The sequence below is a fragment of the Congregibacter sp. genome, assembly GCF_965662665.1.
GTDB lineage: Bacteria > Pseudomonadota > Gammaproteobacteria > Pseudomonadales > Halieaceae > Congregibacter.
Genome location: NZ_CBFIIF010000001.1, coordinates 93005 through 114926, shown reverse-complemented (window position 1 = coordinate 114926; position 21922 = coordinate 93005). Strand labels below are relative to the sequence as shown.

The window sequence follows — 21922 nt, the reverse complement described above, 5'->3', positions numbered from 1 at the left end:
CCCATGTTACCCGCCGTAGAAAATTTACTTCTTGAGCCTAAGGGCGACACGCTCACCATTTGGTTCAACCGCCCCGAGACGCGAAACGCCTTGTCCAGTGCTATGGCGGACGAGTTGGCTGCTGTGCTTGAGGCTCTCCCGAGCGCAGCGTTCCGTTTTGTTGTGTTGCGCGGTAAAGGCGGAGCGTTTTGCTCCGGCGGCGACCTGAAAATGTTTCGCAATGTGTTTCAGGCCGGTATGCCTCGAGAAGACATCGTAGCCTTCAATGCGGACTTTGGTCGCATGATGGTGGCCATTCGCCAGCTACCTCAGCTATTTATTGTGGCCATCGAGGGTGCGGCTATGGCCGGCGGTTTGGGGATCGCCTGTCTTGCAGATGTGGTCGTTACTACGGCAGACGCCAAATTTGCGCTCACCGAGGTCACTCTGGGTATACCGCCAGCACAGATTACGCCGGTGGTGATCAGTCGCATTGGTGCATCTCAGGCGCGGCGACTGTTATTGACCGCGCAGCGCTTTGATGGCGTAGAGGCCCATCGGCTGGGTTTTGCCCATTTTGTAGAGCCGGATCTTGAGGCGCTGGAGTCGCGATTGTTATCCGTGTTGAGCGATGCCCATAGGGGAGCGCCGGGAGCTATTGCGCTTACCAAACAAATTATCTCAGCCAGCGAGCAGCTGGAGGGAGCTGATCTCGTTAAGTTTGCGGCGGAACGTTTTGCCGACGCAATGTTGAGTGACGAGGCGCGGGAAGGCATGCAGGCCTTTGCCGAGAAACGAAAGGCGCATTGGTCGTCGGCGGAAAAAATTGAACAAGGTAACGATAGCAGGATGAGCTCATGAGTCGGCGTTTCGACAGCGTATTGATAGCAAATCGCGGCGAGATCGCAGTGCGCGTTATCCGCAGCGCGCAGGCGGCAGGCTATCGCACCATCGCGGTTTACTCTGAGGTAGATGTTGACGCAGCCCATGTCGCCCTCGCCGATGAGGCCGTGCTCATTGGTCCGGCACCCGTAAAGGAATCCTATCTGGATCCTCATCGAATTCTGGATGCCGCGGCGCGGACCGGCGCCCAGGCGATTCATCCAGGCTATGGCTTTTTGTCGGAGAACGCGGCCTTTGCCCAAGCCTGCGCCGACGCGGGAATAGTGTTTATCGGCCCATCGGCTGAGGCCATTGAACTTATGGGTAACAAAGCAGCGGCCAAGCGTCGCATGCTGGATGCGGCAGTGCCCTGCATTCCCGGCTATCAATCCGAAGATCAGTCGGATGCGGCGCTGCTGGACGCGGCGGCACAGATTGGTGTCCCCATCATGGTCAAAGCTGCCGCCGGGGGCGGGGGGCGGGGTATGCGCCTGGTTTCCCACATGGAGGACTTTGTACCGGCTTTGGAAGCCGCGCGATCCGAAGCAGAAAACGCTTTTGGCAGCGGCGAGTTGATTTTGGAGAAGGCCGTCATGCAGCCTCGACATGTAGAGCTGCAGGTCTTTGGCGACGAGCATGGCAACGTTGTGCATCTCGGCGAGCGGGACTGCTCCGTGCAGCGACGCCATCAAAAGGTGGTGGAGGAAGCGCCCTGTCCGGTGATGAACCCCGAGCTCCGCGCCGCTATGGGAGAAGCGGCGGTCGCTGCGGCCCGGAGCATCAACTACGTCGGCGCGGGTACCGTGGAGTTTTTGCTGGATGCAGACGGGCAGTTTTACTTCCTTGAGATGAACACCCGCTTACAGGTGGAGCATCCGGTGACCGAGTTAGTCACGGGTCTTGATCTGGTGGATTTACAGTTACAGGTGGCCCAGGGCGGCGCACTTCCCTGTTCTCAGGAGGCAGTGGATCTCAAGGGGCACGCCATTGAAGTGCGTCTGTACGCCGAGGATACGGTGAATGACTTTCTCCCTGCCAGCGGACTGGCTACGGCTTGGGAGCCTCCCAGCGGCAAGGGTATTCGTGTCGATCACGGCTTGTTACCGGGGCAAATGATTTCGCCGTTCTACGATCCCATGGTCGCGAAGATCATTGCCTACGGTGAAGATCGCGAGACGGCTCGAAGACGTTTGTTGAGAGCGCTTCGCGGCACTGTGCTCTTTGGCATTGCAAGTAACCGGGAATTTCTTATCGATGTACTGGAGCGCGAAAGCTTTGCCGCGGGTAAAGCGACAACGGCGTTTATCGCAGAGGAGTTTCCCGATGGGGTTGTTGAGGCACAGCCAACAGAAGTCGACTTGAGTATTGCCGCCGTGCTGCAATTTCTTCAAGGCGAGGAGAGCTCTTTGGCTGAGCGAATCTGTAACGATGCGATGCTGTCAGGGAGCACCGGCGCCCGTGCTATAGACACTAACTTTGCCTATGGCGTCGACGACGATCGGGCATCCGTGAGCGTACTGTCTCAGGGGCGTGAATGTTTCGCGGTGGCAGTGGGTGAAACCCAGCGGCAGCTTGAGCTGGTCGATGCATCCGCAGAGGGCTCTTTGCGTGTCGCCGTGGATGGAATACAGGTCGACGTCGCTTACTCCTTTGTGGATCAGGCCACGGTGGCAATGCAGTGCCGTGGCCGAGCGTTTGTTCTGGAAAACCAATACGCGCGGTCAGCAGGAGACCGCGATGCAGAGGGTTCCCGCACAGTAGCTGCCCCCATGCACGGCAATCTTCTGGCTTTGCGAGTGGCAGTAGGTGATTCGGTCTCCCGCGGAGATGAGTTGGCGGTGATGGAAGCGATGAAGATGGAGCATCGTTTGTTGGCACAGATCGACGGGGTGATTACTGCGGTCTATGGCGTAGAGGGTGAGCAAATGGCCGCAGGTGCTGTTGTGCTGGAAATCGCGTCCGACGCAGACCAGGGCTAAAGATCTCGATGCCTCCAGCCGGGCTTTAGCCAGCAGTCTTAGCTACTGATCTCGGAGCGCCAATGCTCGTTTGTCGGATTACCCAGGAGCTTTTCCAAAAAGTCCACGGCTGCGGTGATGCTGGCATCGGCACTTGGCGTGATGTCCTCGGTGGGTGTGTCGCCCGTGAGTGGCAGCGTTAGTCTAAAACTTGTCGGAAAAACTCCCTGGCGTCCGATAGTGGCCAGTGCGTGCAGCAGGTCTGCGGGAAAGACCAGGTCGCCCATGGGGAGTATGGGTGCCTCTCCATCGCTGAGTACTTCGGTGAACTCAAAGGGCGCTTTGCCGTGCAAGTGCGTGTCGATAAAGATGGCCAGGTCATTGGGCCGTAAATCCAGCGCGTGCTCGACCCGCAACGCATCATCTTCAATAAGTGTCAGCCACCAGCTCTCGGCAATGGACCTCTCGCGAAGCCTCGCAAGCAGCGCAGCGGCGATGCGCGAATCTGCTTTCGAGTTTCGTCCATAGGCGATGATTAGTATGCGGCGCAACTGTTTATTTGCGTTATTAGCTGCGTCGTTGCCTGCACTCATGCGGCAGCCCCTTAACAACAACGAACTAAAAGTATAGACCAAGAAAGGGCCTATAAAACCCAGCAATGCAAAGGGTCTTATACTTGACTAAAATAGTAGGGAATGAAACACTTCGCGGCCCTCGATCTGTCCCCGAGAATCTATCTATGCGCCTGACAACTAAAGGACGTTATGCCGTTACGGCGATGCTAGACCTTGCGCTAAATGAAACGCGGGGCCCTATCCGCCTTGCGGCGATTTCTGAGCGACAGGGCATCTCGCTGTCTTATCTCGAGCAACTATTTGCGCATCTTAGGCGCCAGCAGCTGGTGCGCAGCGTGCGCGGCCCCGGAGGCGGTTATCGGCTCAAGCGTGGTGCAGATGCGATTAGTGTTGCAGAGGTGATCTCGGCAGTGAACGAAGATACCGATGCGACCCGATGCGGCGGGAAGGGCGATTGTCAGGAAGGGGATACCTGCCTGACGCATCACTTGTGGATGGATTTGTCTGACCGCATTAAGGATTTTCTCTCCGATATCAGTTTGGCGGACCTGGTTGCCCGTCGAGAGATTCAGGATATTTCCGACAAGCAGGTAAAGCGGAATCAGGGTACAGATGAACTTGCCGGGATTCTAGTGCGTACAGCCTGACTCAGGCGTAGCAGTTAAGGAACACAACATGTCTCAGGAAGTTATAGACAGCCGTATCGACAAAGAGTACTCGGCGGGATTCGTCAGCGACATCGAGTCCGATACGCTGGCTCCCGGCCTTGATGAAGATGTTATCCGCTTCATCTCAAATAAAAAGGGCGAACCCGAGTGGCTGCTGGAATGGCGCCTTGAGGCCTACCGCGACTGGCTGGAAATGGAAACGCCGGAGTGGGCTCATGTTCATTATCCGCGCGTCGACTTTAATGCGCTGTCCTATTACTCCGCGCCCAAGAGTATGGAAGACGGTCCCCAGAGTCTGGATGAGGTAGACCCGGAGCTTCTGGAAATTTACAACAAGCTCGGAATCCCCTTGCATGAGCAGGAGATGCTTGCAGGTGTCGCCGTGGATGCAGTTTTTGATTCTGTGTCGGTGGCGACAACTTTTCGCAGCAAGCTCGCTGAAGCGGGTGTGATCTTTTGTCCGATCTCCGAAGCGGTTCATGAGTACCCGGAGCTTGTGCGTAAGTACCTGGGTAGCGTGGTACCCCGGCGCGATAACTTTTATGCAGCGCTGAACAGCGCGGTCTTTAGCGACGGCTCCTTTGTGTACATCCCCAAGGGTGTGCGCTGTCCTATGGAGCTTTCTACCTACTTTCGGATCAACGAAGCTAAAACGGGTCAATTTGAGCGAACACTGATTATCGCCGACGAGGCGAGCCATGTGAGCTACCTTGAAGGTTGCACCGCTCCCATGCGTGACGAAAACCAGCTCCATGCAGCGGTGGTTGAGCTCGTTGCCTTAGATGATGCAGAGATCAAGTACTCGACGGTACAGAACTGGTATCCCGGTGATGCCGAAGGTAAGGGCGGTATCTACAACTTCGTCACCAAACGTGGCGTTGCTCACACCAATAGCAAGATTTCCTGGACGCAGGTTGAGACGGGTTCGGCAGTGACCTGGAAGTATCCCAGTTGCATTCTGCGCGGTGATAACAGTGTTGGCGAGTTTTACTCCGTGGCGCTCACTAACAATATGCAACAGGCCGACACGGGCACCAAGATGATTCATCTTGGTAAGAACACCCGCTCCACGATCATTTCAAAAGGAATATCTGCCGGTAAGAGCTCCAATGCCTATCGCGGTCTGGTTCGCATGAGTCCTCGCGCAGAAGGTGCTCGAAATTACACGCAGTGCGACTCATTGCTCATTGGCGATCGCTGCGCGGCGCATACCTTCCCGTATATCGAAAGTCGCAATCCCAGTGCGGTGGTAGAGCACGAAGCGACTACCTCAAAGGTCAGTGATGACCAAATGTATTTATGTCAGCAGCGCGGTCTGGATGCGGAGAAAGCCGTGTCGATGATCGTTAATGGCTTTTGTAAGGAAGTGTTTCGGGAACTGCCTATGGAGTTTGCCGTTGAAGCCGGAAAGTTGCTGGAAGTGAGCCTGGAAGGCTCGGTTGGATAAGGTGACATCAGCGAGTGTCGCATCAGGAGTGGTAAAAGCATGTTGAAGATAGACAATCTGCACGCACGGGTCGAAGGCAAGGATATCCTCCGGGGCCTGAGTCTTGAAGTCGCTGCAGGGGAAGTACACGCCATCATGGGACCTAACGGGTCGGGTAAAAGTACCCTCGGCCATGTACTCGCGGGGCGTCCCGGTTATGAAGTCACCGAGGGCAGCGTGACGTTCAATGGTGAGAACCTGCTGGAGATGGATACCGAAGAGCGCTCACGGGCAGGCTTGTTTCTCGCCTTTCAGTACCCTGTAGAGATTCCCGGGGTCAGCAATATGGAGTTTTTAAAAGCCTCCGTGGATGCGGTGCGTGAGCACCGTGGTCTTGAAGCCCTCGACGCCGTTAGCTTTATGAAGCGCGCTCGGGAAGCGAGTAAAGCAGCCAATCTTCCGGCGGACTTTTTGAAGCGGGGCGTCAATGAAGGTTTCTCTGGCGGTGAGAAAAAGCGCAATGAGCTTATTCAGATGATGCTGCTGGAGCCCAGCTTATGTCTTCTGGATGAGACGGACAGCGGCCTGGATATCGACGCCCTTCAGGTGGTTGCCCAGGGTGTCAACGCGATGCGCAGCGAGGACCGCGCTTTTGTGCTGGTGACTCACTATCAGCGCTTGCTGGATTTTGTGGAGCCTGATCACGTACATGTGCTCGCCGAGGGACGTATTGTGCGTTCCGGTGATAAGGAGCTGGCGCTCCAGTTAGAAGACAAAGGTTATGCCTGGCTTGAGGATGAGGTCGCCTGATGTCCAGCTTTATGCAACAGCCGCTAGCCGAGGCTAGCCGGCGCGTGCCGCACTGGTTGCAGTCGCTGCAGTCCCGGGGTCTGTCTCTTTGGGACGGCGCGGCTATGCCCACCCGGCGCACCGAGAACTGGAAATATACCGGTCTGAGCGCACTGCGTGATGATTATGAGCTCGCCGATTCAGGAATCACTCTGGATGCGCTGCCTGCAAAGCTTGGCGAAGGTTTTGGCGGGTCACGACTGGTATTTGTTGATGGGGTCTACCAGCCCATTCTCTCTCAGACCTCCTCCGCTGACGGTGTCGCCGTGTGTCGATTTGAGGAAGCGACTGAGCAGCAGGCTGACAAGATTGCGGAGCATTTAAATAGCTGTCTTGACGTCGAGGATCACTTGTTTGCGGCCCTGAACACTGCGACGCTTCGCGACGGGGTGTTCGTAGAGATAGGCGCTAAGGTGAACGCCACAGCGCCTATTGAATTTTTGTGGCTGATCAGCGCTGCGACCGCGCCCACCGCGATCAATCAGCGTTTACTGGTGCTCGCAGAATCTGGGTCGAACGCGACGATTGTCGAGCACTTTGTGTCCCTCGAAGGCGCGAATGACAGCTTTTGTAACGGTCTGACGGAATTGATCGTGGCGCCCAATGCCAGGCTTGCGCACTATCGCATCCACGAGGAATCGGGCAATGCCGTGCACATTGGCGGCGTCCACGCACGCTTGGATAGAGATGCTCAATTGGAGAGTTTTCACCTGGCTCTGGGCAGTGTTCTCAAGCGTTTTGACCTTGTTGTGAACCACGCCGGCCCCGGCGCTTATGCATCACTCAATGGTGTATATCTGCCCCGCGGCGATGAGCATATCGACTATCACAGCACTATTGAGCACGCCGTACCTCATTGCAGTTCCGATGAAGTGTTCCGAGGCATCATTGCGGACAAGGCGACAGCGGTGTTCAACGGTCGCATTCATATTCATCCAAATGCCCAAAAGACCCGCGCCGAGTTATCTAATCGCAATCTGTTAACCAGTGCAGAGGCCCAGATAAACAGTAAGCCTGAGCTGGAAATTTACGCCGACGATGTGCAGTGCGCCCATGGCACGACCGTCGCGCAGCTTGATGAGTCTGCGATGCACTATCTTCGAACCCGGGGCGTGTCGCATGCCGAGGCCGAGGTGATGCTCAGCTTTGGATTTATCAATGAACTCATTGAAGGTCTGGGCCTGGAGTCCTTGCGAAACTATCTCCGCCCGGTGCTGGCGTCGCGCTTTGCTCGCAACTCAGAACTTTCGAGGCACTTACTGTGAGTACGCTTAAAGCGGTTACAACGCCCGGCTTTGATGTGGCGCGGGTACGTGCCGATTTTCCGATCCTCAAAGAGATGATTAACGGTCAGCCGTTGGTGTATCTGGATAATGCGGCGACGACGCAAAAGCCCGACGCGGTTATCGATGCCATTGCTAACTACTATCGGCACGACAATGCGAACGTTCATCGGGGCGTCCATACACTCTCTGATCGCGCTACGCGGCACTTTGAAGATGCTCGGGAGAAGGTCTCCGGTTTTTTGAACAGCCCTTCGAGTCGCCAAGTTATATGGACGCGCGGCACCACCGAGGCGATCAATCTGGTCGCCTATAGCTGGGGTATGAATAATCTCAAAGCCGGTGATCGGGTATTGGTATCCTGGCTCGAGCATCATTCGGATATTGTTCCCTGGCAGCTCGCTGCGGAGCGAGTGGGTGCAGACGTCGTACCCATTCCCGTTACCCCTGATGCAGAAATTGACTTAGATGCTTTTGACGCCTTGCTTGATGAGCGCGTCAAGCTGGTAGCGGTTAATCACGTATCCAATGCCATGGGGACTATTAACCCCGTAGAGGATATCTGCGCGAGAGCACGGGCCATAGGCGCACTCACGTTGATAGACGGCGCTCAGGCAGTGGGCCATTGGGATGTGGATGTGCAGGCCCTGGGCTGTGACTTTTACTGCTTCTCGGGTCACAAGCTTTTTGCTCCCACGGGGGTTGGCGTGCTGTGGGGACGCGAAGATTTGCTTGAGGCTATGCCACCTTTTTTGGGGGGCGGTGAAATGATCGACACGGTCAGCTTCGACGGAACAACCTTCAATACCTTGCCCTTTAAATTTGAAGCGGGCACCCCAAATATTGCGGGAGCAGTAGGTCTTGGAGCGGCGATAGATTATTTGTGTACCATCGAACGAAGCGCCGCGGCCGAGCATGAAAATGCGCTTCTTGCAGCCACCCTCGAGGCCGCCCGGGAAATTCCCGGCCTGCGACGCATCGGTGCGCCGCGGCAGAGCGTAGGTATTTTTAGTTTCCTGATGGATGGTTGCCATCCTTCGGACGTGGGCATGCTCCTGGACGAGCAGGGCATTGCGGTGCGTACAGGCCACCATTGCACACAGCCGCTCATGAACCACTTCGAGTTGCCGGGCACGGTTCGCGCCTCGTTTTCGATGTATAACAATCAAGACGATGTGGATAGATTGATTGCAGGATTGAAGAAGGCGCAGTCCCTCTTCGGTCCCCGCTAGGACGGCCGTTGCCAGGCCTGGCGAACACAGGAGTAATACACAGTGACTGTTGAAACGTTTGAAATAGAAGGGCCGCTGCGCTTTACCGAGGCAGCCTCGGAGCACTTTCGCAGTAGTCTGACATCCGCGGGTAAGACTGCCGTACGTATCAGCGTGCAGGAAAGTGGCTGCACGGGATTTAAATACGTGATGGAAGAGGTCGATAGCGGCGAATCCGATGATGCCCATGTGGCCCTGGATAATGGCGTACAGGTCTTTGTTGCCGCCGATGCGCTGGAGTTTCTTCGCGGCACCGAGATTGATCTGAGTCGCGAAGGCATTAACAAGGTATTGAAGTTTAATAACCCTAATGTTGTGGCTGAGTGCGGCTGCGGCGAAAGCTTCAGCGTAGCCTAGTCATGTCTTCTCAGGAAAGAACGCTGCTCACCGTGCGGCGGGAAGTGCAGGGCCGGCTAGTGCCCGTCGGTGATCCAGTCACTGTACCCGCAGACAGCTTTGTTACGCTCACCCAGTCTCTGGGCGGCAACTACACTATTGTTCACAACGGCAACATGGTGCGCATCGATGGTACGGATGCTGACGCTCTGGGGCTCGAAGGCCTAACTCTCAGCTTTGATCCGCCCAGCGATGGCCAAATCAGTGAGGCGCAGGTTTGGGAAGCCTTGCACACGGTATACGATCCCGAAATCCCCGTAGACCTGGTAAATCTCGGTCTGATTTATAGCGTTGCGATTGATCAAGGCAGTGTAACCGTTGAGATGACGTTGACGGCGCCGGGCTGCGGTATGGGTCCTGTTCTTGTGGGCGACGTTGAGCATCGACTTCGCATGGTGCCATTTGTCAAAGACGTCAATGTGGAGCTGATTTTCGATCCCCCCTGGAGTCGCGACATGATGTCCGAAGAGGCCCAGCTCGAAACGGGCATGTTCTACTGAGACTATTATGAGCGCTGCGGATAACCCCTTTGGTACGTCGATCACCGCCGATGATATCGTCGAGAACCTTGGCTTTTTTGATAGCTGGGAAGATCGCTACCGCTACATTATCGATCTTGGTCGAGAGCTTCCTGCGATGGAGGCGTCCCTGCGCAGCGAAGAGCGCTTGGTACGCGGTTGCCAGAGCCAGGTGTGGATTGATGTTTTCGAAGCTGACCACCGTTTACAGCTTAGCGTTGATAGTGATGCTTTTATCGTTAAAGGGCTTCTCGCAGTGGTGCTAGCGGCTTTTAACAATAAGTCACCTGCGGACATTCTCAAGTTCGACATCAATGCTTACTTTGAAGAGCTTGGTTTGATGCGGCACCTGTCGCCTACCCGGGGTAACGGTCTTCAGGCTATGGTCGCGAGAATTCGCGATGAGGCTGGCAAACGACAGTAAGATCACCGGGTTAGGATTCTCGGTTGCTGACCCGCCGTTCCGGCGCCCAGCGCCAGGGTAATGGTGCCCCGTTTACCTCCCTATACCATGACAAACTGCCAAGGGCGGTAAGATGCCGATTTCTGCGGTAATGCTCCGAAGATCTGTCGCAGGCGTTTGGAGTAAGAGGTGAGGCAGCAGATAGATGAGATCGTTCTGACAACAGTATTTCTCGTTTTTAGCTTAGATGCGGACCAAGAGAGAAACATATAAATAAAAAAACCGGGCAGTAATGCCCGGCTCTTTGAGAGGTTCGAGCGCGTGTGCGCTCTATGACAGATCTTAAGCAGCGTTTTTCTCAAGTAGGCTGCTGTTATCCATGGCTTCGATGGTGATTTTCCGCGGCTTCATGGCCTCGGGTATTTCTCGCTCCAAGGCAACATGCAGGAGGCCATTTTCAAGTTTCGCTGCGACCACTTTCACGTGCTCGGCAAGCTGAAACCTGCGCTCAAAATCGCGTGTAGCAATACCTCGGTGCAGGTAGTTCCGGCTCTCGCCCTCTGCCTGTTGGCGCCCGCTGATGACGAGACTGTTTTGTTCGCTGGTAATCTCTAGTTCACTTTCGGTGAAACCGGCGACTGCCATGGTAATACGGTACTGGTTCTCTTCGACCTGCTCTATGTTGTAGGGCGGGTAGCTGGGCTTGCTGTCTCGCGCAACAGAATCCAACAGGGATGCCATGCGATCAAAGCCGATAGCTGAGTGATACAGGGGTGAAAGATCAATGGTGTTTCGCATATTCATATTCTCCAGAAGAAGCAATATTGTTTAAACGGGCCTCCCAATTGAGCACCCGTGTTTCTTATCTGGGGACGCTTAAAGTTTTTTCAAGAGCGATGCGGGATCACGATGTTAGGAGGCTGACCTTCACTGCAGCGGCCGCGGTGCGCGCTTTGCGCCGCGCACTATCGGTATCTTCATCCCGCGCTAGGGTAACGCCCATGCGTCTTCGCCCGGCAAGGCTGGGTTTGCCAAAAAGGCGCAGATCCGTGTGGGGCTGACCCAATGCCGCGGCGAGATTGCCGTACTCGATGTTGTCCGAATCGCCCTCGGGGAGGATCACCGCCGACGCCGAGGGGCCGAAGAGGTTGATGCCCGGTATGGGTAGTCCCAAAAACGCCCTGACGTGCAGAGCGAACTCTGACAGATCCTGCGATATGAGTGTCACCATCCCGGTGTCGTGAGGGCGAGGAGATACTTCACTAAAGTAAACATCTTTACCACTGATGAAGAACTCGACCCCAAATAAACCCTTGCCACCCAGGGCTCCGGTAACACGCGCCGCAATATCTTCGCATTGCTTGAGAACATCGGGGTCCATGGGGTGCGGTTGCCAGGACTCACGATAATCGCCGTCCTCCTGACGGTGACCAATGGGTGCACAAAAACTGACCCCCGAGATGTGCTGTACCGTCAATAAAGTGATTTCGTAGTCAAAGTCCACAAAGCCCTCGACGATGAGACGCCCTGCACCCGCTCGCCCGCCTTCCTGGCCGATCTCCCAGGAAGCCAGAATATCTTCCGCGCTGCGAACCACGCTCTGGCCTTTTCCCGAAGAACTCATAATGGGCTTTACCACGCAGGGCATGCCAATTTCGTCGATCGCTTTTGCGAATGCCTCTTGTGTGTCTGCAAAGCGATAAGGTGATGTGAGAATATCCAGAGACTCCGCCACCAGCCGTCGAATTCCTTCGCGATTCATGGTGAGCTGAGCCGCGCGGGCGGAGGGCACAACATTAAAGCCCTCGTCCTCAAGCTGCGCGAGGGTGCCCGTATCGATGGCTTCGATTTCTGGGACAATAAAGTCTGGTTTTTCCATCTCTATCACTGCGCGCAGACGCTCCCCGTCAAGCATGGGAAAGACATAGTTGCGGTCTGCGATCTGCATCGCCGGCGCATTGGCGTAGCGATCGCAGGCGATGACCTCTATGCCCAGACGCTGAAGCTCGATAGCGACTTCCTTACCGAGTTCGCCGGCACCACAGAGAAGTGCCCGCGTTGCAGAGGCTGCGAAGGGAGTTCCAATTGTTGGCATGTTGCTTTGTCTCGCTCTTTATTTGATTAGGTGTTTTTCGCTGTCACCAACCACACGGCGCCGGGTAAGGACAGCTGCATATTTTGGTAGTAGGGGGCCAGAGCCTCTGCGGTGGCAGCGTGCACGGCCTCCCGTGTTTCGTCGTCGACATCAATTAACAGTCGGCCCACCGGTCCTGTGTTGACCAACTCGCGCGCGGTGGCATCAAAGCCGCCACTACCCTCCCAGTCCATGCTGATTGTGTGAGGTGTTACGACGACATCCTGCCAGCCGGCATTGCCCAGCAGCTCTTCGATGTACTCGGGTTCAGCGAAGGCAAAAGGCCCGGGACTGCGCGGTTGAGGCTTAGGCGGCGGCGGTAGCACAGACAAGGCGGCCTTCAGTGGCAATGCTGTCCAAGGGTTGTTCGCTAAAGCTTGCCAGCAGGCAAAGGCCAGACGACCGCCCGGCTGCATGGCGCCGCGAAGATGAGCAAAGGCCGCGGTGGCATCTTCGAAGAACATGACGCCAAAGCGTGAAAACAACAGGTCAAATTGATTTTCCCCAAAATCGTGGCTCGAAGCGTCCCCTTCGACAAAACCTACGCCCTTACCCGCATCACCCAGACTCGCGAGCTCGCCGCGGGCAACTTCAAGTAAGGGGGCCGAAACATCGACGCCAAGCACGCAGGCCTCGGGCCCCAGACGTTTGGCGAGCATCAGTGTTTCGCTGCCACCACCACAACCCACATCCAAAACGGCTTTCGCTGTTTCGACTTGGGCGTGATCCATGAGCGCCTCGGCCACGGGAGCCAGCATTCGGGACATCATGGCGTCACGCTGGGCCCATTTCCGACCTGCATCACCATTCCAGTAAGCAATCTGTTCTTCGTTATTCATCAGGGCACCTCATAGTCGGGGCCTAAGTGTAAACCGAACAAAGGGGGAATTGAGAACCTGAGGTCCCTGACGTATCGTGAAGAGAATAATTGCTATCAGAGATCTCCTTTCCATGAGAATAACCGCTGCTTTGATTGTTCTGTTCGTGCTGTCCGCCTGCAGTACCACCACGAGTGAGGATTCGACCTCGACCTCCAACGCTGACGCGCAATTGTCGGCATTGTATGAACGGGAGTGGGCATGGCGACAGAACGAGTTCGGAAAGGAGCGCAATGAGCAGGGCAAGTGGATTAAGAAAGCGAGCTTGCCTGACGTTGGCTATGCCGCTCAGCAGCGGCGCCTCGACTATTGGGAGGCCGCGCTGGGCGAGCTTGATCGCATTGACGCCACCGCGCTCAGCAGTGAGGAAGCGATCAACGCTGCGGTTTTTCGTCAGATTATTGAGACCCTTGCAAACAACGTCCGCTATAAGACCTACGAAGCGCCCTTAAACTCCGACAGCTTTTTCTGGGCGGGCTTGCACCCCCAGAATGGAGGGTTTTCCGATGCGGACAGTTACCGGCGCTACCTCGGACGTTTGAAGGATCTCCCGCGATTCTTTGCCCAACACAGCGCCAACATGCGTGCGGGCGTAGCTCGAGGCTATACCGTGCCCGCTGTAAGCCTCAAGGGTCGCGAACAGTCGATCGAGTCCTACCTTCTGCCTGGCAGCGACAACCCGTTCTGGATTCCCTTTGAGTCCTTTCCTGCGATGATGGATGAGGCGCAGCAGACCCGTCTTCGGGCTGAAGCACGGGAGGTGATCGCAACGCAGGTGGTTCCTGCCTATACAGCGCTGCTGCAATTCATGCGTGAAGAGTATCTACCAGCGGCCCGAACCAGCCTTGCGGCGCGGGACTTGCCCGATGGCGAAGCCTTCTATCAATCTCAAATTCATGGGTTTACAACGCTGGACCTTACTGCGGAGCAGATCCACAACACGGGACTTCGTGAGGTGGAGCGGATTCGCGCCGAGATGGAGTTGATCCTGGCGGAGTTGGACTACGACGGTGATATGGCAGCGTTCTTTCAGTTCCTGCGCACAGATCCACAGTTCTACGCCAAAACTCCCGATGAACTGATGGGCTATTCCGCCTACGTGGCCAAACGCATGGACGGGAAACTTTCCGAAGTGTTGGGCTTTTTACCCCGGCGACGTTTTGCGATCAACCCTGTACCGGCGGCAATTGCGCCGATTTACACCGGTGGTCGTGGAGGCCTGAATGCCTGCCTTATGAATACCTACAATCTACCGGCGCGGCCCCTGTACACATTGCCTGCTCTGACCCTGCACGAGTGCGCGCCGGGCCACGCGCTGCAAGCGGCTATCTCTCTTGAAGCACCGGGTGAAATACCGGAGTTCCGTGCGCAAAACTACTTCTCGGGTTATGGCGAGGGTTGGGGTTTGTACACCGAATGGCTGGGTGGTGAGATCGGTATCTATCGCACGCCGTACGAACGTTTTGGACAACTCACTTACGAAATGTGGCGCGCTTGCCGTCTGGTGATTGATACGGGTCTGCATCAGTACGGCTGGAGTCGTGAGCAGGCGATCGCCTATCTTCGCGACAACGCGGCCATGTCAGAACATGAGATCACTACGGAAGTAGATCGTTACATATCCTGGCCGGCACAGGCCTTGGCTTACAAGCTGGGAGAAATGCTAATTCGGGAGAAGCGCACCCGGGCCGAGAACGTGCTCGGCGCTGACTTTGACCAACGCTACTACCACGACACTATTTTGGGACTACGCTCGGTGCCCCTTACGGTCTTGGCTTCGGAACTCGATGCCTGGATAGATGCGGGCGGTCCGAACCCTTATCCAGACATTGATCAGTAGCGTTACAGCAGGGCTCGCCCGGGGATCGCCTGTAAAAGCTGCTGTGTGTAGGCCTCTTGGGGTGCGTTAAAGAGTGTTTCGCCCGTGCCCTCTTCGACGATCTTGCCTTGGTAGAGAACGATAATGCGATCGGCGAGATGCTTCACCACCGCGAGGTCGTGAGACACAAACAGCATTGTGAGTCCGTACTCTTTCCCCAGTTCCAGCATCAGATCGAGTATTTGCGCCTGAATGGTTACATCGAGCGCTGACACGGGTTCATCGGCAACGATGAACGCCGGACGCGTTGCCAAGGCACGGCCAATGGCGATGCGCTGTCGCTGACCGCCAGAGAACTCGTGGGGGTATTTCCGCACAAAGGCCCGAGCGAGGCCGACATCGTCCATCAGCTTGAGCACCCCGTCAGCTACGCTGCGACGATCTTCTATGCCGTGGAGCAAGAGGGGTTCAGCCAGGGTATCGAAGACTGTCATACGTGGGTTCAGCGAGGCGAAGGGGTCCTGAAAGATCATCTGCATTCGCCGGCGCATGGACTTGAGAGCGGGTCCATCCAATGCGGTAACGTCGGTACCATCGAAGGTGACCTGACCGTCACTTACCGGTACCAGACGTAGCAGGGAACGTCCGATGGTTGACTTGCCCGAGCCAGACTCCCCCACCAGGCCCAAAATCTCACCTTTGTGAATATCAAAGCTCACGTCGTCTACCGCTTTAACGGTTTCACCGCCGGCAACTTCGAACCAGGTCTTTAGATTGCGGACGCTGATGAGTGGCTCGGCTTCCTGCGCCTGAGCGACCTTGGTACCCGCGGGAATCGCCGACAATAGCTTCTTGGTATAGGGGTGCTCAGCATTGCTGAAAATCGCCTCCCGATCACCGGTCTCTACAATCTTCCCCTGCTGCATGACGCAGATATCGTCAGCGATATCGGCGACTACTGCCAGATCGTGGCTGATGAAAATGACACCGATATCCCGGGTACGCTGAAGGTCGGCGATGAGCTGGAGAATCTGCGCCTGGATCGTGACATCCAGGGCCGTAGTAGGTTCGTCAGCGATCAACAGTTTGGGTTCGTTGATCAGCGCCATGGCGATCATGACGCGCTGACGCATGCCGCCGGAAAACTCGTGGGGAAAACTATCCACGGTACTTTCTGGATTGCGAATACCGACTTCACCCAACAGCTCGATAGCCCGTGCTCGTGCTTCGGACTTGCTCACGCCCTTGTGATACACGATGGGCTCAACCATTTGCTTGCCGATGGTCATATAAGGGTTCAGGCAGGTCATGGGATCCTGAAAGATCATTGCGATGTCCCGTCCACGAGTTTTGCGCAGCTGCCTCTCAGAGCACTGGAGAAGGTCCTTGCCGTCAAACAGAGCCTGGCCGCTATCGATGCGGCCAGGGGGCATGGGAATGAGTCCCAGCATGCTGTAACAGGCCACAGATTTTCCGGAACCGGATTCTCCAATGATTGCCGTGATCTTGCCTGACTCCACGGTAAAGGAGATGTCATCTACCGCCTTGTTGACTCCATTGCGGGTGACAAAACTAACCGCGAGATTCTTAACTTCGAGTAAGGCCATAGCGTTTAGTCCTTTGATCCGCGGACGTCCAGCGCATCGCGCAGTCCGTCGCCGAGGAAGTTCAGCGAGAAGAGAGTGATAGTGAGTGCCAGTCCGGGAAAAATGAGGAGCCAGGGATATTCCTCCATGGTCTCAGCACCATAAGAGATAAGCAGTCCCCATGAGGTCTGCGGTGGCTGTACGCCCAATCCCAAAAAGCTGAGGAAGGCCTCGAGAAGCATCACGCTCGGAATTGTCAGCGTGGTGTACACGATGATGGGTCCCAGGGCATTGGGTATCAGGTGACGGCGAATGATTGTGGCGGGAGAAAGCCCCAGGGATATGGCCGCCTCAACAAACTCCTGCTGGCGTAGAGACTGCACCTGCCCGCGCATGATTCGCGCCATGGTGAGCCATTCCACAGCCCCAATCGCCAAAAATAGCAGCAGTAAATTCCGGCCAAAGACCACCATCAGCAGGATGATGAAAATCATAAAGGGCAGGGCGTAGAGGATATCGACGAGGCGCATCATCACGGCATCGACCCGGCCACCTGCATAGCCGGCGATCGCGCCCCAGCTAATGCCAATGACTAAAGCGACGGCAGTGGCGATAAAACCTACGGCGAGGGAAATACGCCCGCCATACAAAATCTGGGTGAGCATATCGCGACCAAAGATATCCGTGCCCAACCAGTGTGCGGCAGAGGGGGGCGTGGCTCCCAGATCAAGATCCTGCGCATCGTAGGCGTAAGGTGCGATAAGAGGAGTGAGCAGCGCGAGCACTATGCAAACCAACAGTATGCAAAGACCGATAATGGCAAGACGATTTTTACGCAGCCGTAGCCAGGCGTCTTTCCACAGTGAGGTGCCTTCTTCAGCGGCGGCAATGTCGGTGAGCACGTCCGTATTCATGATGCACCTCCCAACTGGTGACGCAGTCTGGGATTCATCCAGGCGGCCATGATGTCCGACAGCAGATTGAAGAAAACGATAAGTGTCGATAGAAACACGGTTGTTCCCAGAATCATGGTGTAGTCGCGATTAAAAGCGGCCTGAACATAGAAGCGACCAAGACCGGGAATCTGAAAAATGGTCTCTACTACGAAGGAACCCGCCAGCAATCCTGCAAAGGCGGGGCCCAAAAAGGCGACCACCGGCATTAATCCTCCCCGTAAAGCGTGTTTGGTAACCACTTGCCATTCGGGCAGGCCCTTGGCGCGGGCCGTGCGAATATAGTCCTGCGAGAGAACTTCGAGCATGCCGGCTCGAGAGAGGCGCGCAATGTACGCCGCGTAGCCCGCACCGAGGGTGATACTGGGGAGGATTTTGTCTCCCGGGATATCGCCCCATCCAGATACCGGAAGCCATTCCAGTTCTATGCCAAACAGCAGTACCAGCAAAGGTCCGAGCAGGAATGAGGGCATGCAAATCCCGATCATCGCCAAACTCATGGGAATGTAGTCCTGCGCCGTGTTTGGCCTGAGGGAGGCGATAACACCCGCTAGCCCCCCAATAAGCACCGCGACCAGCAACGCATAAAAGCCCAGCTCCGCTGTGACGGGGAGGCCGGCACCGATGAGTTCGTTGACGCTGCGCCCCGGGTATTTAAACGATGGACCAAACTCCCCGGAGGCCAGGTCTCCAAGGTAAGCGGTGTACTGCTGAAAGAGCGGCAGGTCCAGCCGGTACTGTTTTTCCAGTGCGGCTTTCACTTCGGGGATCACAGCCTTCTCGCTGTCGAAGGGCCCCCCTGGAGCAACTCTCACCAAAAAGAAGGTCACCGTGATCACGGCTAGCAAAACCGGTATGGCCTGCAAGAGTCGAACGCTGATGAATCGCCACATAAGTTAGGTTTCCGGTGATTGCCATGTCCACGCGGGGGCGTCGGGGTCGAGCTCCACGTATTTGTAAATGTAGCCCGTGACTATCCGCCCATGGAGACCCTTGACGCTAGGCTGCACCAAGCGCTTTTCGGTATAGGTGGCAACGGGGAGTAAAGGCGCTTCGCTAAGGAGTAGTTCTTCGGCCTTGCTATACAGACTCATAATCTCTGACAGATCAGCGGTGCTCTTTGCCTGATTAAGTACCAAATCATCGTAGGCTTCACTCGCAAAGCCTGTAGCGTTGATGGGCGAATCGCTGATCATGTAGTCGAGGAAGCTATTTGGCGTGACATCGCCATTCCAGCCTCTTCGTGCAATCTCAAAATTGCCTTCGCGCACTGCCGTCAGATAGACCTGCCACTCCTGGTTTTCCAGGGTAATGTCGATATTCAGGTGTTTCTTCCACATCTGTTGCACGGCGACAGCGATGGTGCGGTGATCTTCGCTGGTGTTGTAGAGGAGTGATATCTCAGGAAACCCTTCGCCGTTGCGAAAACCCGCCTCCGCGAGCAAGCGCTTGGCCTCCTCTGGATCAAAAGTGGGAACTTTTGGGGGCTCATAGTCGGGCATGCCAAAGGGTACATAACCGCCCCAGGCAATGACCGTATCGTTGAGCACATTGCTCGCAAGCATTTGTCGATCTACCGTCAGCGAAAGCGCACGACGTACTCTTCGATCATCCATTGGCGGTACTTTGGTGTTAAAAACGTAGAAGTAGCTCGCCATTTGAGGCATTTGAATGAGTGGTGAGTCAGGCTGATTGCGATATCCCGGGGTCTTACTGTTTGGCACCATATTAGTGGCATGAAGCTGGCCACTTCGAAACATCTTCTCTTCGGTGGTCGCGCCCTCGATGGGGACAAAAACGATACCGTTCAAACGAACCACCTCAGCGTCCCAGTAGTGTGGATTGCGCTCCACGCGAACGTATCGCTGAAGCTTCCACTCCGTGAGCCTAAAAGGCCCGTTGCTGACAATGTTTTCCGGGCGCGTCCAGGCCGAATAACGGAGACGTGTGCCGCCATGGGCTTCGACGGTGGCGCGATGCAAGGGCGCCATGTAGATATAGGTGAAGTTGATGAGCGCAAAGGGATTGGGGTAGGCCAGTTCCACGCGCAGGGTATGCGCATCGACGATTTCGATACCGACTTCGTTAAAGTCGTCGATCTCCCCAAGGTGGTAAGCCTCCGCATTGCGAATCACGAAGAATACGTTTGCCAACTGGTTGCCAAGGAGTGGATTTAGAGCGCGCTCCCAGGACCAGTAAAAGTCTTCTGTTGTTATCGGCTCGCCATTTGACCACCGTGCTTCAGGATTGAGGTGGAATTCAATGGACAATGCGTCATCGCTAACAACCCAGCTTTGGGCGACTCCGGGTGAGATGGATTCGTCGGAAGGATTGCGTGTGAGCAGGGGTTCAAAGATTGCGCCTGCAACATTGGCTTCGGGTGAACCCGACAGCACATGGGGGTCAATGGTTTGCGGTTCGGTACCATTGCCCAGATACAGTATCCCGTCTCGATTACCCTGGACGACGCGAGACTCACCCGGAGAGCATCCCATACTTGTGACGACAAGTGTCGCGATGAGCAGCGCGCCTGGCAGAGGTGCGCAAAATCGCATTACTCGCAGGGCTCCGATGAACTTGTGCGATCGGGATCGAGCCAGACGTAACGGAGATTCAAAGAGTCCATAAGGTTTGGCGAGAGTCCGCAAACGCTGGGATGGACCAGATGCTTACTCGTGTAGGTGTATATCGGAATAATCGGCATTTCTTCCATGAGGAGTTTTTCTGCTTCGTAAAAAACCGCAAATCGCTCTTCACGGGTCTTTGCCTGAGGCGCTTTAAGCCGAATGAATTCATCGTACTGCGGGTTGGCGTAACCCGTGTTGTTATTACCGCCCTCCGTGAGATAAAGGTCAAGGAAGTTCTGTGGATCCACGAAGTCTCCAATCCAGCCCCGGCGAGCGAGATCAAAATCCATGTTGGTGACAGAGTCGAGATAAACCTTCCACTCCTGATTGGCGATGGTCACATCGATGTTCAGTGCATCCTTCCACATTTGCTGCACCGCCACAGCAATTTTGCGGTGAGCCTCTTGGGTGTTGTAGACAATCTCCATCCCGGGCCAGCCTTCACCGTTGGGATAACCCGCCGCGGCCAGTAACTCGCGCGCCTTCTCCAAATCAAAGTCGAAAGTTTTGGGTGGTTCGTATCCCAGAGCTCCCGGTGGCGTAATGCTATAAGCGGGTACCGCGGAGTTTTGTAGCACCGAGCGAATAAGCACGTCCCTGTTAACACTCATGGACAGCGCCCGGCGTACGCGTGCGTCATCCATGGGAGGACGCTCCGTGTTGATGAGATAGAAGTAGGTGCCAAGATAGGGGTCTTGACGATAGGGAGAGTTCGCTTGAGCCTGATAGACGGGGATTTTATCCAGCGGTAGCGTTGCGGTTACGTGTAACTGTCCAGAGCGGAATCCGCGCTCTTCTGAAACGGCATTTTCCGTGGGGTAAAAGATCACCTTGTTGAGACGCACACGATCCCGACCCCAATAGCTATCGCTCTTGCGTACAGTAATACGACGATTGAGCTTCCACTCTTCGAGCTCAAAAGGACCATTGCTCACCATGTTCCCTTCACGGGTCCACTTGGTGAAACGATCAGTGAACTTGCCGTACTTCTCTATGGTGGGGCGGTGCACCGCAAATGAGCTGTAGTGATCCATCAATTGGAGGAAGTAGGGCGTGGGTTCCGTCAGTGTGACCACCAGAGTCAGGGGATCCGGAGCTTTTACTCCTACTTCAGAAAAATCCGAGATCTCTTTGCTAAAGAACGCTTCCGCATTCTTTACAGGGAACAGCATGTAGGCGTAGAGGTTGCCCATATCGGGGTGCAGCGCCCGCATCCAGCTCCAGACGTAATCGTCGGCGGTAATCGGATCGCCGTTGGACCAGCGAGCCTCAGGATTAATGTGAAAGGTGATTTGACGGCGGTCTTCGCTAAAGTCCCAACTCTCGGCGACGCCTGGCTCAGGCTCTAAAGTCTTCGGGTTCTTGACGGCCAGTCCCTCGAACAGTGAGCGGATCAAGATGTTTTCGGGGACGCCCGTGACAACGTGGGGGTCCAGGCCCTGAGGTTCACTGCCGTTACCGTAGTGAAGCACGCCCTCGCGATTGCCTTGCACAACATTGGACTCGCCACTTCCGCAGGCGCTTAGAAATAGCATTAACGAGAATGGAAGAAGCAAAAACCATGGAATAATCGACGAAGAGAAGGTTGAAGAGGCACTGGAAGTGCGGTGCACGGGGCATGCGCCTGGGAAGCGTCTAAACAAGAGTCTAAACAAGAGTCACTACCGGTAACTGTCAATCGTAAACCGAGTATACGCAAAGCGCGGGGAGCTGACTA

The 21922-nt window shown here is 55.6% G+C and carries 20 protein-coding genes; 11 read left to right on the top strand and 9 right to left on the bottom strand.

Annotated features, from left to right (window positions below; translation table 11 throughout):
* Positions 1–3 precede the first annotated feature (3 nt).
* Both ACTG39_RS00540 and ACTG39_RS00535 read left to right on the top strand, forming a co-directional pair.
* The gene (locus ACTG39_RS00540; RefSeq protein ID WP_439105560.1) at positions 4–840 is read left to right on the top strand and encodes an enoyl-CoA hydratase/isomerase family protein; all 837 of its coding nucleotides are present in this window, start codon (positions 4–6) and stop codon (positions 838–840) included.
* Positions 837–2840: an acetyl/propionyl/methylcrotonyl-CoA carboxylase subunit alpha gene (locus tag ACTG39_RS00535; protein ID WP_439105559.1), complete on the top strand. Its 2004-nt coding sequence runs from the start codon at positions 837–839 to the stop codon at positions 2838–2840. The genes ACTG39_RS00540 and ACTG39_RS00535 overlap by 4 nt, the downstream gene beginning before the upstream one ends.
* Positions 2841–2878: 38 nt before the next feature.
* On the opposite strand, the gene ACTG39_RS00530 is transcribed toward ACTG39_RS00535, so the two are convergent.
* Entirely contained in the window at positions 2879–3412 is a 534-nt protein-coding gene (locus ACTG39_RS00530) for a homospermidine synthase (RefSeq protein ID WP_439105558.1), read from the bottom strand.
* 146 nt (positions 3413–3558) lie between these two features.
* Between ACTG39_RS00530 and iscR the strand changes: the two genes are divergently transcribed.
* The 8 genes from iscR to ACTG39_RS00490 are packed head-to-tail and all read left to right on the top strand — an operon-like array spanning position 3559 to position 10229.
* A complete protein-coding gene (gene iscR / locus ACTG39_RS00525) occupies positions 3559–4041 on the top strand; it encodes a Fe-S cluster assembly transcriptional regulator IscR (protein WP_439105557.1) in 483 nt (160 codons plus the stop codon).
* Positions 4042–4069: 28 nt separating this feature from the next.
* Positions 4070–5509 (top strand): Fe-S cluster assembly protein SufB, encoded by a 1440-nt coding sequence (gene sufB, locus ACTG39_RS00520; protein ID WP_405271141.1) that lies wholly within the window; start codon positions 4070–4072, stop codon positions 5507–5509.
* A gap of 39 nt (positions 5510–5548) precedes the next feature.
* Positions 5549–6298: a Fe-S cluster assembly ATPase SufC gene (sufC, locus tag ACTG39_RS00515; protein WP_439105556.1), complete on the top strand. Its 750-nt coding sequence runs from the start codon at positions 5549–5551 to the stop codon at positions 6296–6298.
* Positions 6298–7602 carry a Fe-S cluster assembly protein SufD gene (gene sufD / locus ACTG39_RS00510; RefSeq protein WP_439105555.1) on the top strand — a complete coding sequence of 435 codons (1305 nt, stop codon included), beginning with the start codon at positions 6298–6300 and terminating at the stop codon, positions 7600–7602. The genes sufC and sufD overlap by 1 nt, the downstream gene beginning before the upstream one ends.
* Positions 7599–8852, top strand: coding sequence for a cysteine desulfurase (locus ACTG39_RS00505; RefSeq protein WP_439105554.1), 1254 nt, complete (start codon positions 7599–7601; stop codon positions 8850–8852). Before sufD ends, ACTG39_RS00505 begins: the two co-directional genes overlap by 4 nt.
* 42 nt (positions 8853–8894) lie before the next feature.
* The gene (locus tag ACTG39_RS00500; RefSeq protein WP_439105553.1) at positions 8895–9248 is read left to right on the top strand and encodes a HesB/IscA family protein; all 354 of its coding nucleotides are present in this window, start codon (positions 8895–8897) and stop codon (positions 9246–9248) included.
* A gap of 2 nt (positions 9249–9250) precedes the next feature.
* Complete coding sequence (gene sufT, locus ACTG39_RS00495; RefSeq protein ID WP_439105552.1) at positions 9251–9787, top strand: putative Fe-S cluster assembly protein SufT; 537 nt, start codon at positions 9251–9253, stop codon at positions 9785–9787.
* A 7-nt stretch (positions 9788–9794) separates the two neighbouring features.
* Positions 9795–10229, top strand: coding sequence for a SufE family protein (locus ACTG39_RS00490; protein WP_439105551.1), 435 nt, complete (start codon positions 9795–9797; stop codon positions 10227–10229).
* A gap of 321 nt (positions 10230–10550) precedes the next feature.
* On the opposite strand, the gene ACTG39_RS00485 is transcribed toward ACTG39_RS00490, so the two are convergent.
* The 3 genes from ACTG39_RS00485 to ACTG39_RS00475 form a co-directional block, all read right to left on the bottom strand.
* Entirely contained in the window at positions 10551–11006 is a 456-nt protein-coding gene (locus ACTG39_RS00485; RefSeq protein WP_439105672.1) for an Hsp20 family protein, read from the bottom strand.
* Positions 11007–11112: 106 nt separating this feature from the next.
* Positions 11113–12303 (bottom strand): formate-dependent phosphoribosylglycinamide formyltransferase, encoded by a 1191-nt coding sequence (gene purT, locus ACTG39_RS00480; protein ID WP_439105550.1) that lies wholly within the window; start codon positions 12301–12303, stop codon positions 11113–11115.
* Positions 12304–12329: 26 nt separating this feature from the next.
* The gene (locus ACTG39_RS00475; RefSeq protein WP_439105549.1) at positions 12330–13181 is read right to left on the bottom strand and encodes a class I SAM-dependent methyltransferase; all 852 of its coding nucleotides are present in this window, start codon (positions 13179–13181) and stop codon (positions 12330–12332) included.
* A 112-nt stretch (positions 13182–13293) separates the two neighbouring features.
* Between ACTG39_RS00475 and ACTG39_RS00470 the strand changes: the two genes are divergently transcribed.
* Positions 13294–15060, top strand: coding sequence for a DUF885 domain-containing protein (locus tag ACTG39_RS00470; RefSeq protein WP_439105548.1), 1767 nt, complete (start codon positions 13294–13296; stop codon positions 15058–15060).
* 2 nt (positions 15061–15062) lie between these two features.
* Here ACTG39_RS00470 and ACTG39_RS00465 read toward each other — a convergent pair whose 3' ends face one another.
* Genes ACTG39_RS00465 through ACTG39_RS00445 form a run of 5 tightly spaced genes read right to left on the bottom strand, consistent with a single transcriptional unit; the run spans position 15063 to position 21740 of the window.
* On the bottom strand, positions 15063–16646 hold the full coding sequence (locus ACTG39_RS00465; protein ID WP_439105547.1) for an ABC transporter ATP-binding protein: 1584 nt from the start codon (positions 16644–16646) through the stop codon (positions 15063–15065).
* A gap of 5 nt (positions 16647–16651) precedes the next feature.
* Positions 16652–17539 carry an ABC transporter permease gene (locus tag ACTG39_RS00460; RefSeq protein ID WP_439105546.1) on the bottom strand — a complete coding sequence of 296 codons (888 nt, stop codon included), beginning with the start codon at positions 17537–17539 and terminating at the stop codon, positions 16652–16654.
* Positions 17536–18471 (bottom strand): ABC transporter permease, encoded by a 936-nt coding sequence (locus tag ACTG39_RS00455; protein WP_439105545.1) that lies wholly within the window; start codon positions 18469–18471, stop codon positions 17536–17538. Before ACTG39_RS00455 ends, ACTG39_RS00460 begins: the two co-directional genes overlap by 4 nt.
* A gap of 3 nt (positions 18472–18474) precedes the next feature.
* Positions 18475–20133 (bottom strand): peptide ABC transporter substrate-binding protein, encoded by a 1659-nt coding sequence (locus ACTG39_RS00450; RefSeq protein WP_439105544.1) that lies wholly within the window; start codon positions 20131–20133, stop codon positions 18475–18477.
* Positions 20133–21740 carry a peptide ABC transporter substrate-binding protein gene (locus tag ACTG39_RS00445; protein WP_439105543.1) on the bottom strand — a complete coding sequence of 536 codons (1608 nt, stop codon included), beginning with the start codon at positions 21738–21740 and terminating at the stop codon, positions 20133–20135. Before ACTG39_RS00445 ends, ACTG39_RS00450 begins: the two co-directional genes overlap by 1 nt.
* Positions 21741–21922 lie beyond the last annotated feature (182 nt).

Excerpts from the sequence above, each read along its gene's own strand:
- ACTG39_RS00485 (WP_439105672.1), bottom strand. The coding sequence starts at position 11,006 with ATGCGAAACACCATTGATCTTTCACCCCTGTATCACTCAGCTATCGGC.
- ACTG39_RS00455 (WP_439105545.1), bottom strand. The coding sequence starts at position 18,471 with ATGTGGCGATTCATCAGCGTTCGACTCTTGCAGGCCATACCGGTTTTG.
- iscR (WP_439105557.1), top strand. The coding sequence starts at position 3,559 with ATGCGCCTGACAACTAAAGGACGTTATGCCGTTACGGCGATGCTAGAC.
- sufD (WP_439105555.1), top strand. The coding sequence starts at position 6,298 with ATGTCCAGCTTTATGCAACAGCCGCTAGCCGAGGCTAGCCGGCGCGTG.
- ACTG39_RS00450 (WP_439105544.1), bottom strand. The coding sequence starts at position 20,133 with ATGCGATTTTGCGCACCTCTGCCAGGCGCGCTGCTCATCGCGACACTT.
- ACTG39_RS00460 (WP_439105546.1), bottom strand. The coding sequence starts at position 17,539 with ATGAATACGGACGTGCTCACCGACATTGCCGCCGCTGAAGAAGGCACC.
- ACTG39_RS00470 (WP_439105548.1), top strand. The coding sequence starts at position 13,294 with ATGAGAATAACCGCTGCTTTGATTGTTCTGTTCGTGCTGTCCGCCTGC.
- sufC (WP_439105556.1), top strand. The coding sequence starts at position 5,549 with ATGTTGAAGATAGACAATCTGCACGCACGGGTCGAAGGCAAGGATATC.
- ACTG39_RS00465 (WP_439105547.1), bottom strand. The coding sequence starts at position 16,646 with ATGGCCTTACTCGAAGTTAAGAATCTCGCGGTTAGTTTTGTCACCCGC.
- ACTG39_RS00490 (WP_439105551.1), top strand. The coding sequence starts at position 9,795 with ATGAGCGCTGCGGATAACCCCTTTGGTACGTCGATCACCGCCGATGAT.
- ACTG39_RS00535 (WP_439105559.1), top strand. The coding sequence starts at position 837 with ATGAGTCGGCGTTTCGACAGCGTATTGATAGCAAATCGCGGCGAGATC.
- sufT (WP_439105552.1), top strand. The coding sequence starts at position 9,251 with ATGTCTTCTCAGGAAAGAACGCTGCTCACCGTGCGGCGGGAAGTGCAG.
- purT (WP_439105550.1), bottom strand. The coding sequence starts at position 12,303 with ATGCCAACAATTGGAACTCCCTTCGCAGCCTCTGCAACGCGGGCACTT.
- ACTG39_RS00540 (WP_439105560.1), top strand. The coding sequence starts at position 4 with ATGTTACCCGCCGTAGAAAATTTACTTCTTGAGCCTAAGGGCGACACG.
- ACTG39_RS00475 (WP_439105549.1), bottom strand. The coding sequence starts at position 13,181 with ATGAATAACGAAGAACAGATTGCTTACTGGAATGGTGATGCAGGTCGG.
- sufB (WP_405271141.1), top strand. The coding sequence starts at position 4,070 with ATGTCTCAGGAAGTTATAGACAGCCGTATCGACAAAGAGTACTCGGCG.
- ACTG39_RS00530 (WP_439105558.1), bottom strand. The coding sequence starts at position 3,412 with ATGAGTGCAGGCAACGACGCAGCTAATAACGCAAATAAACAGTTGCGC.
- ACTG39_RS00445 (WP_439105543.1), bottom strand. The coding sequence starts at position 21,740 with ATGCTATTTCTAAGCGCCTGCGGAAGTGGCGAGTCCAATGTTGTGCAA.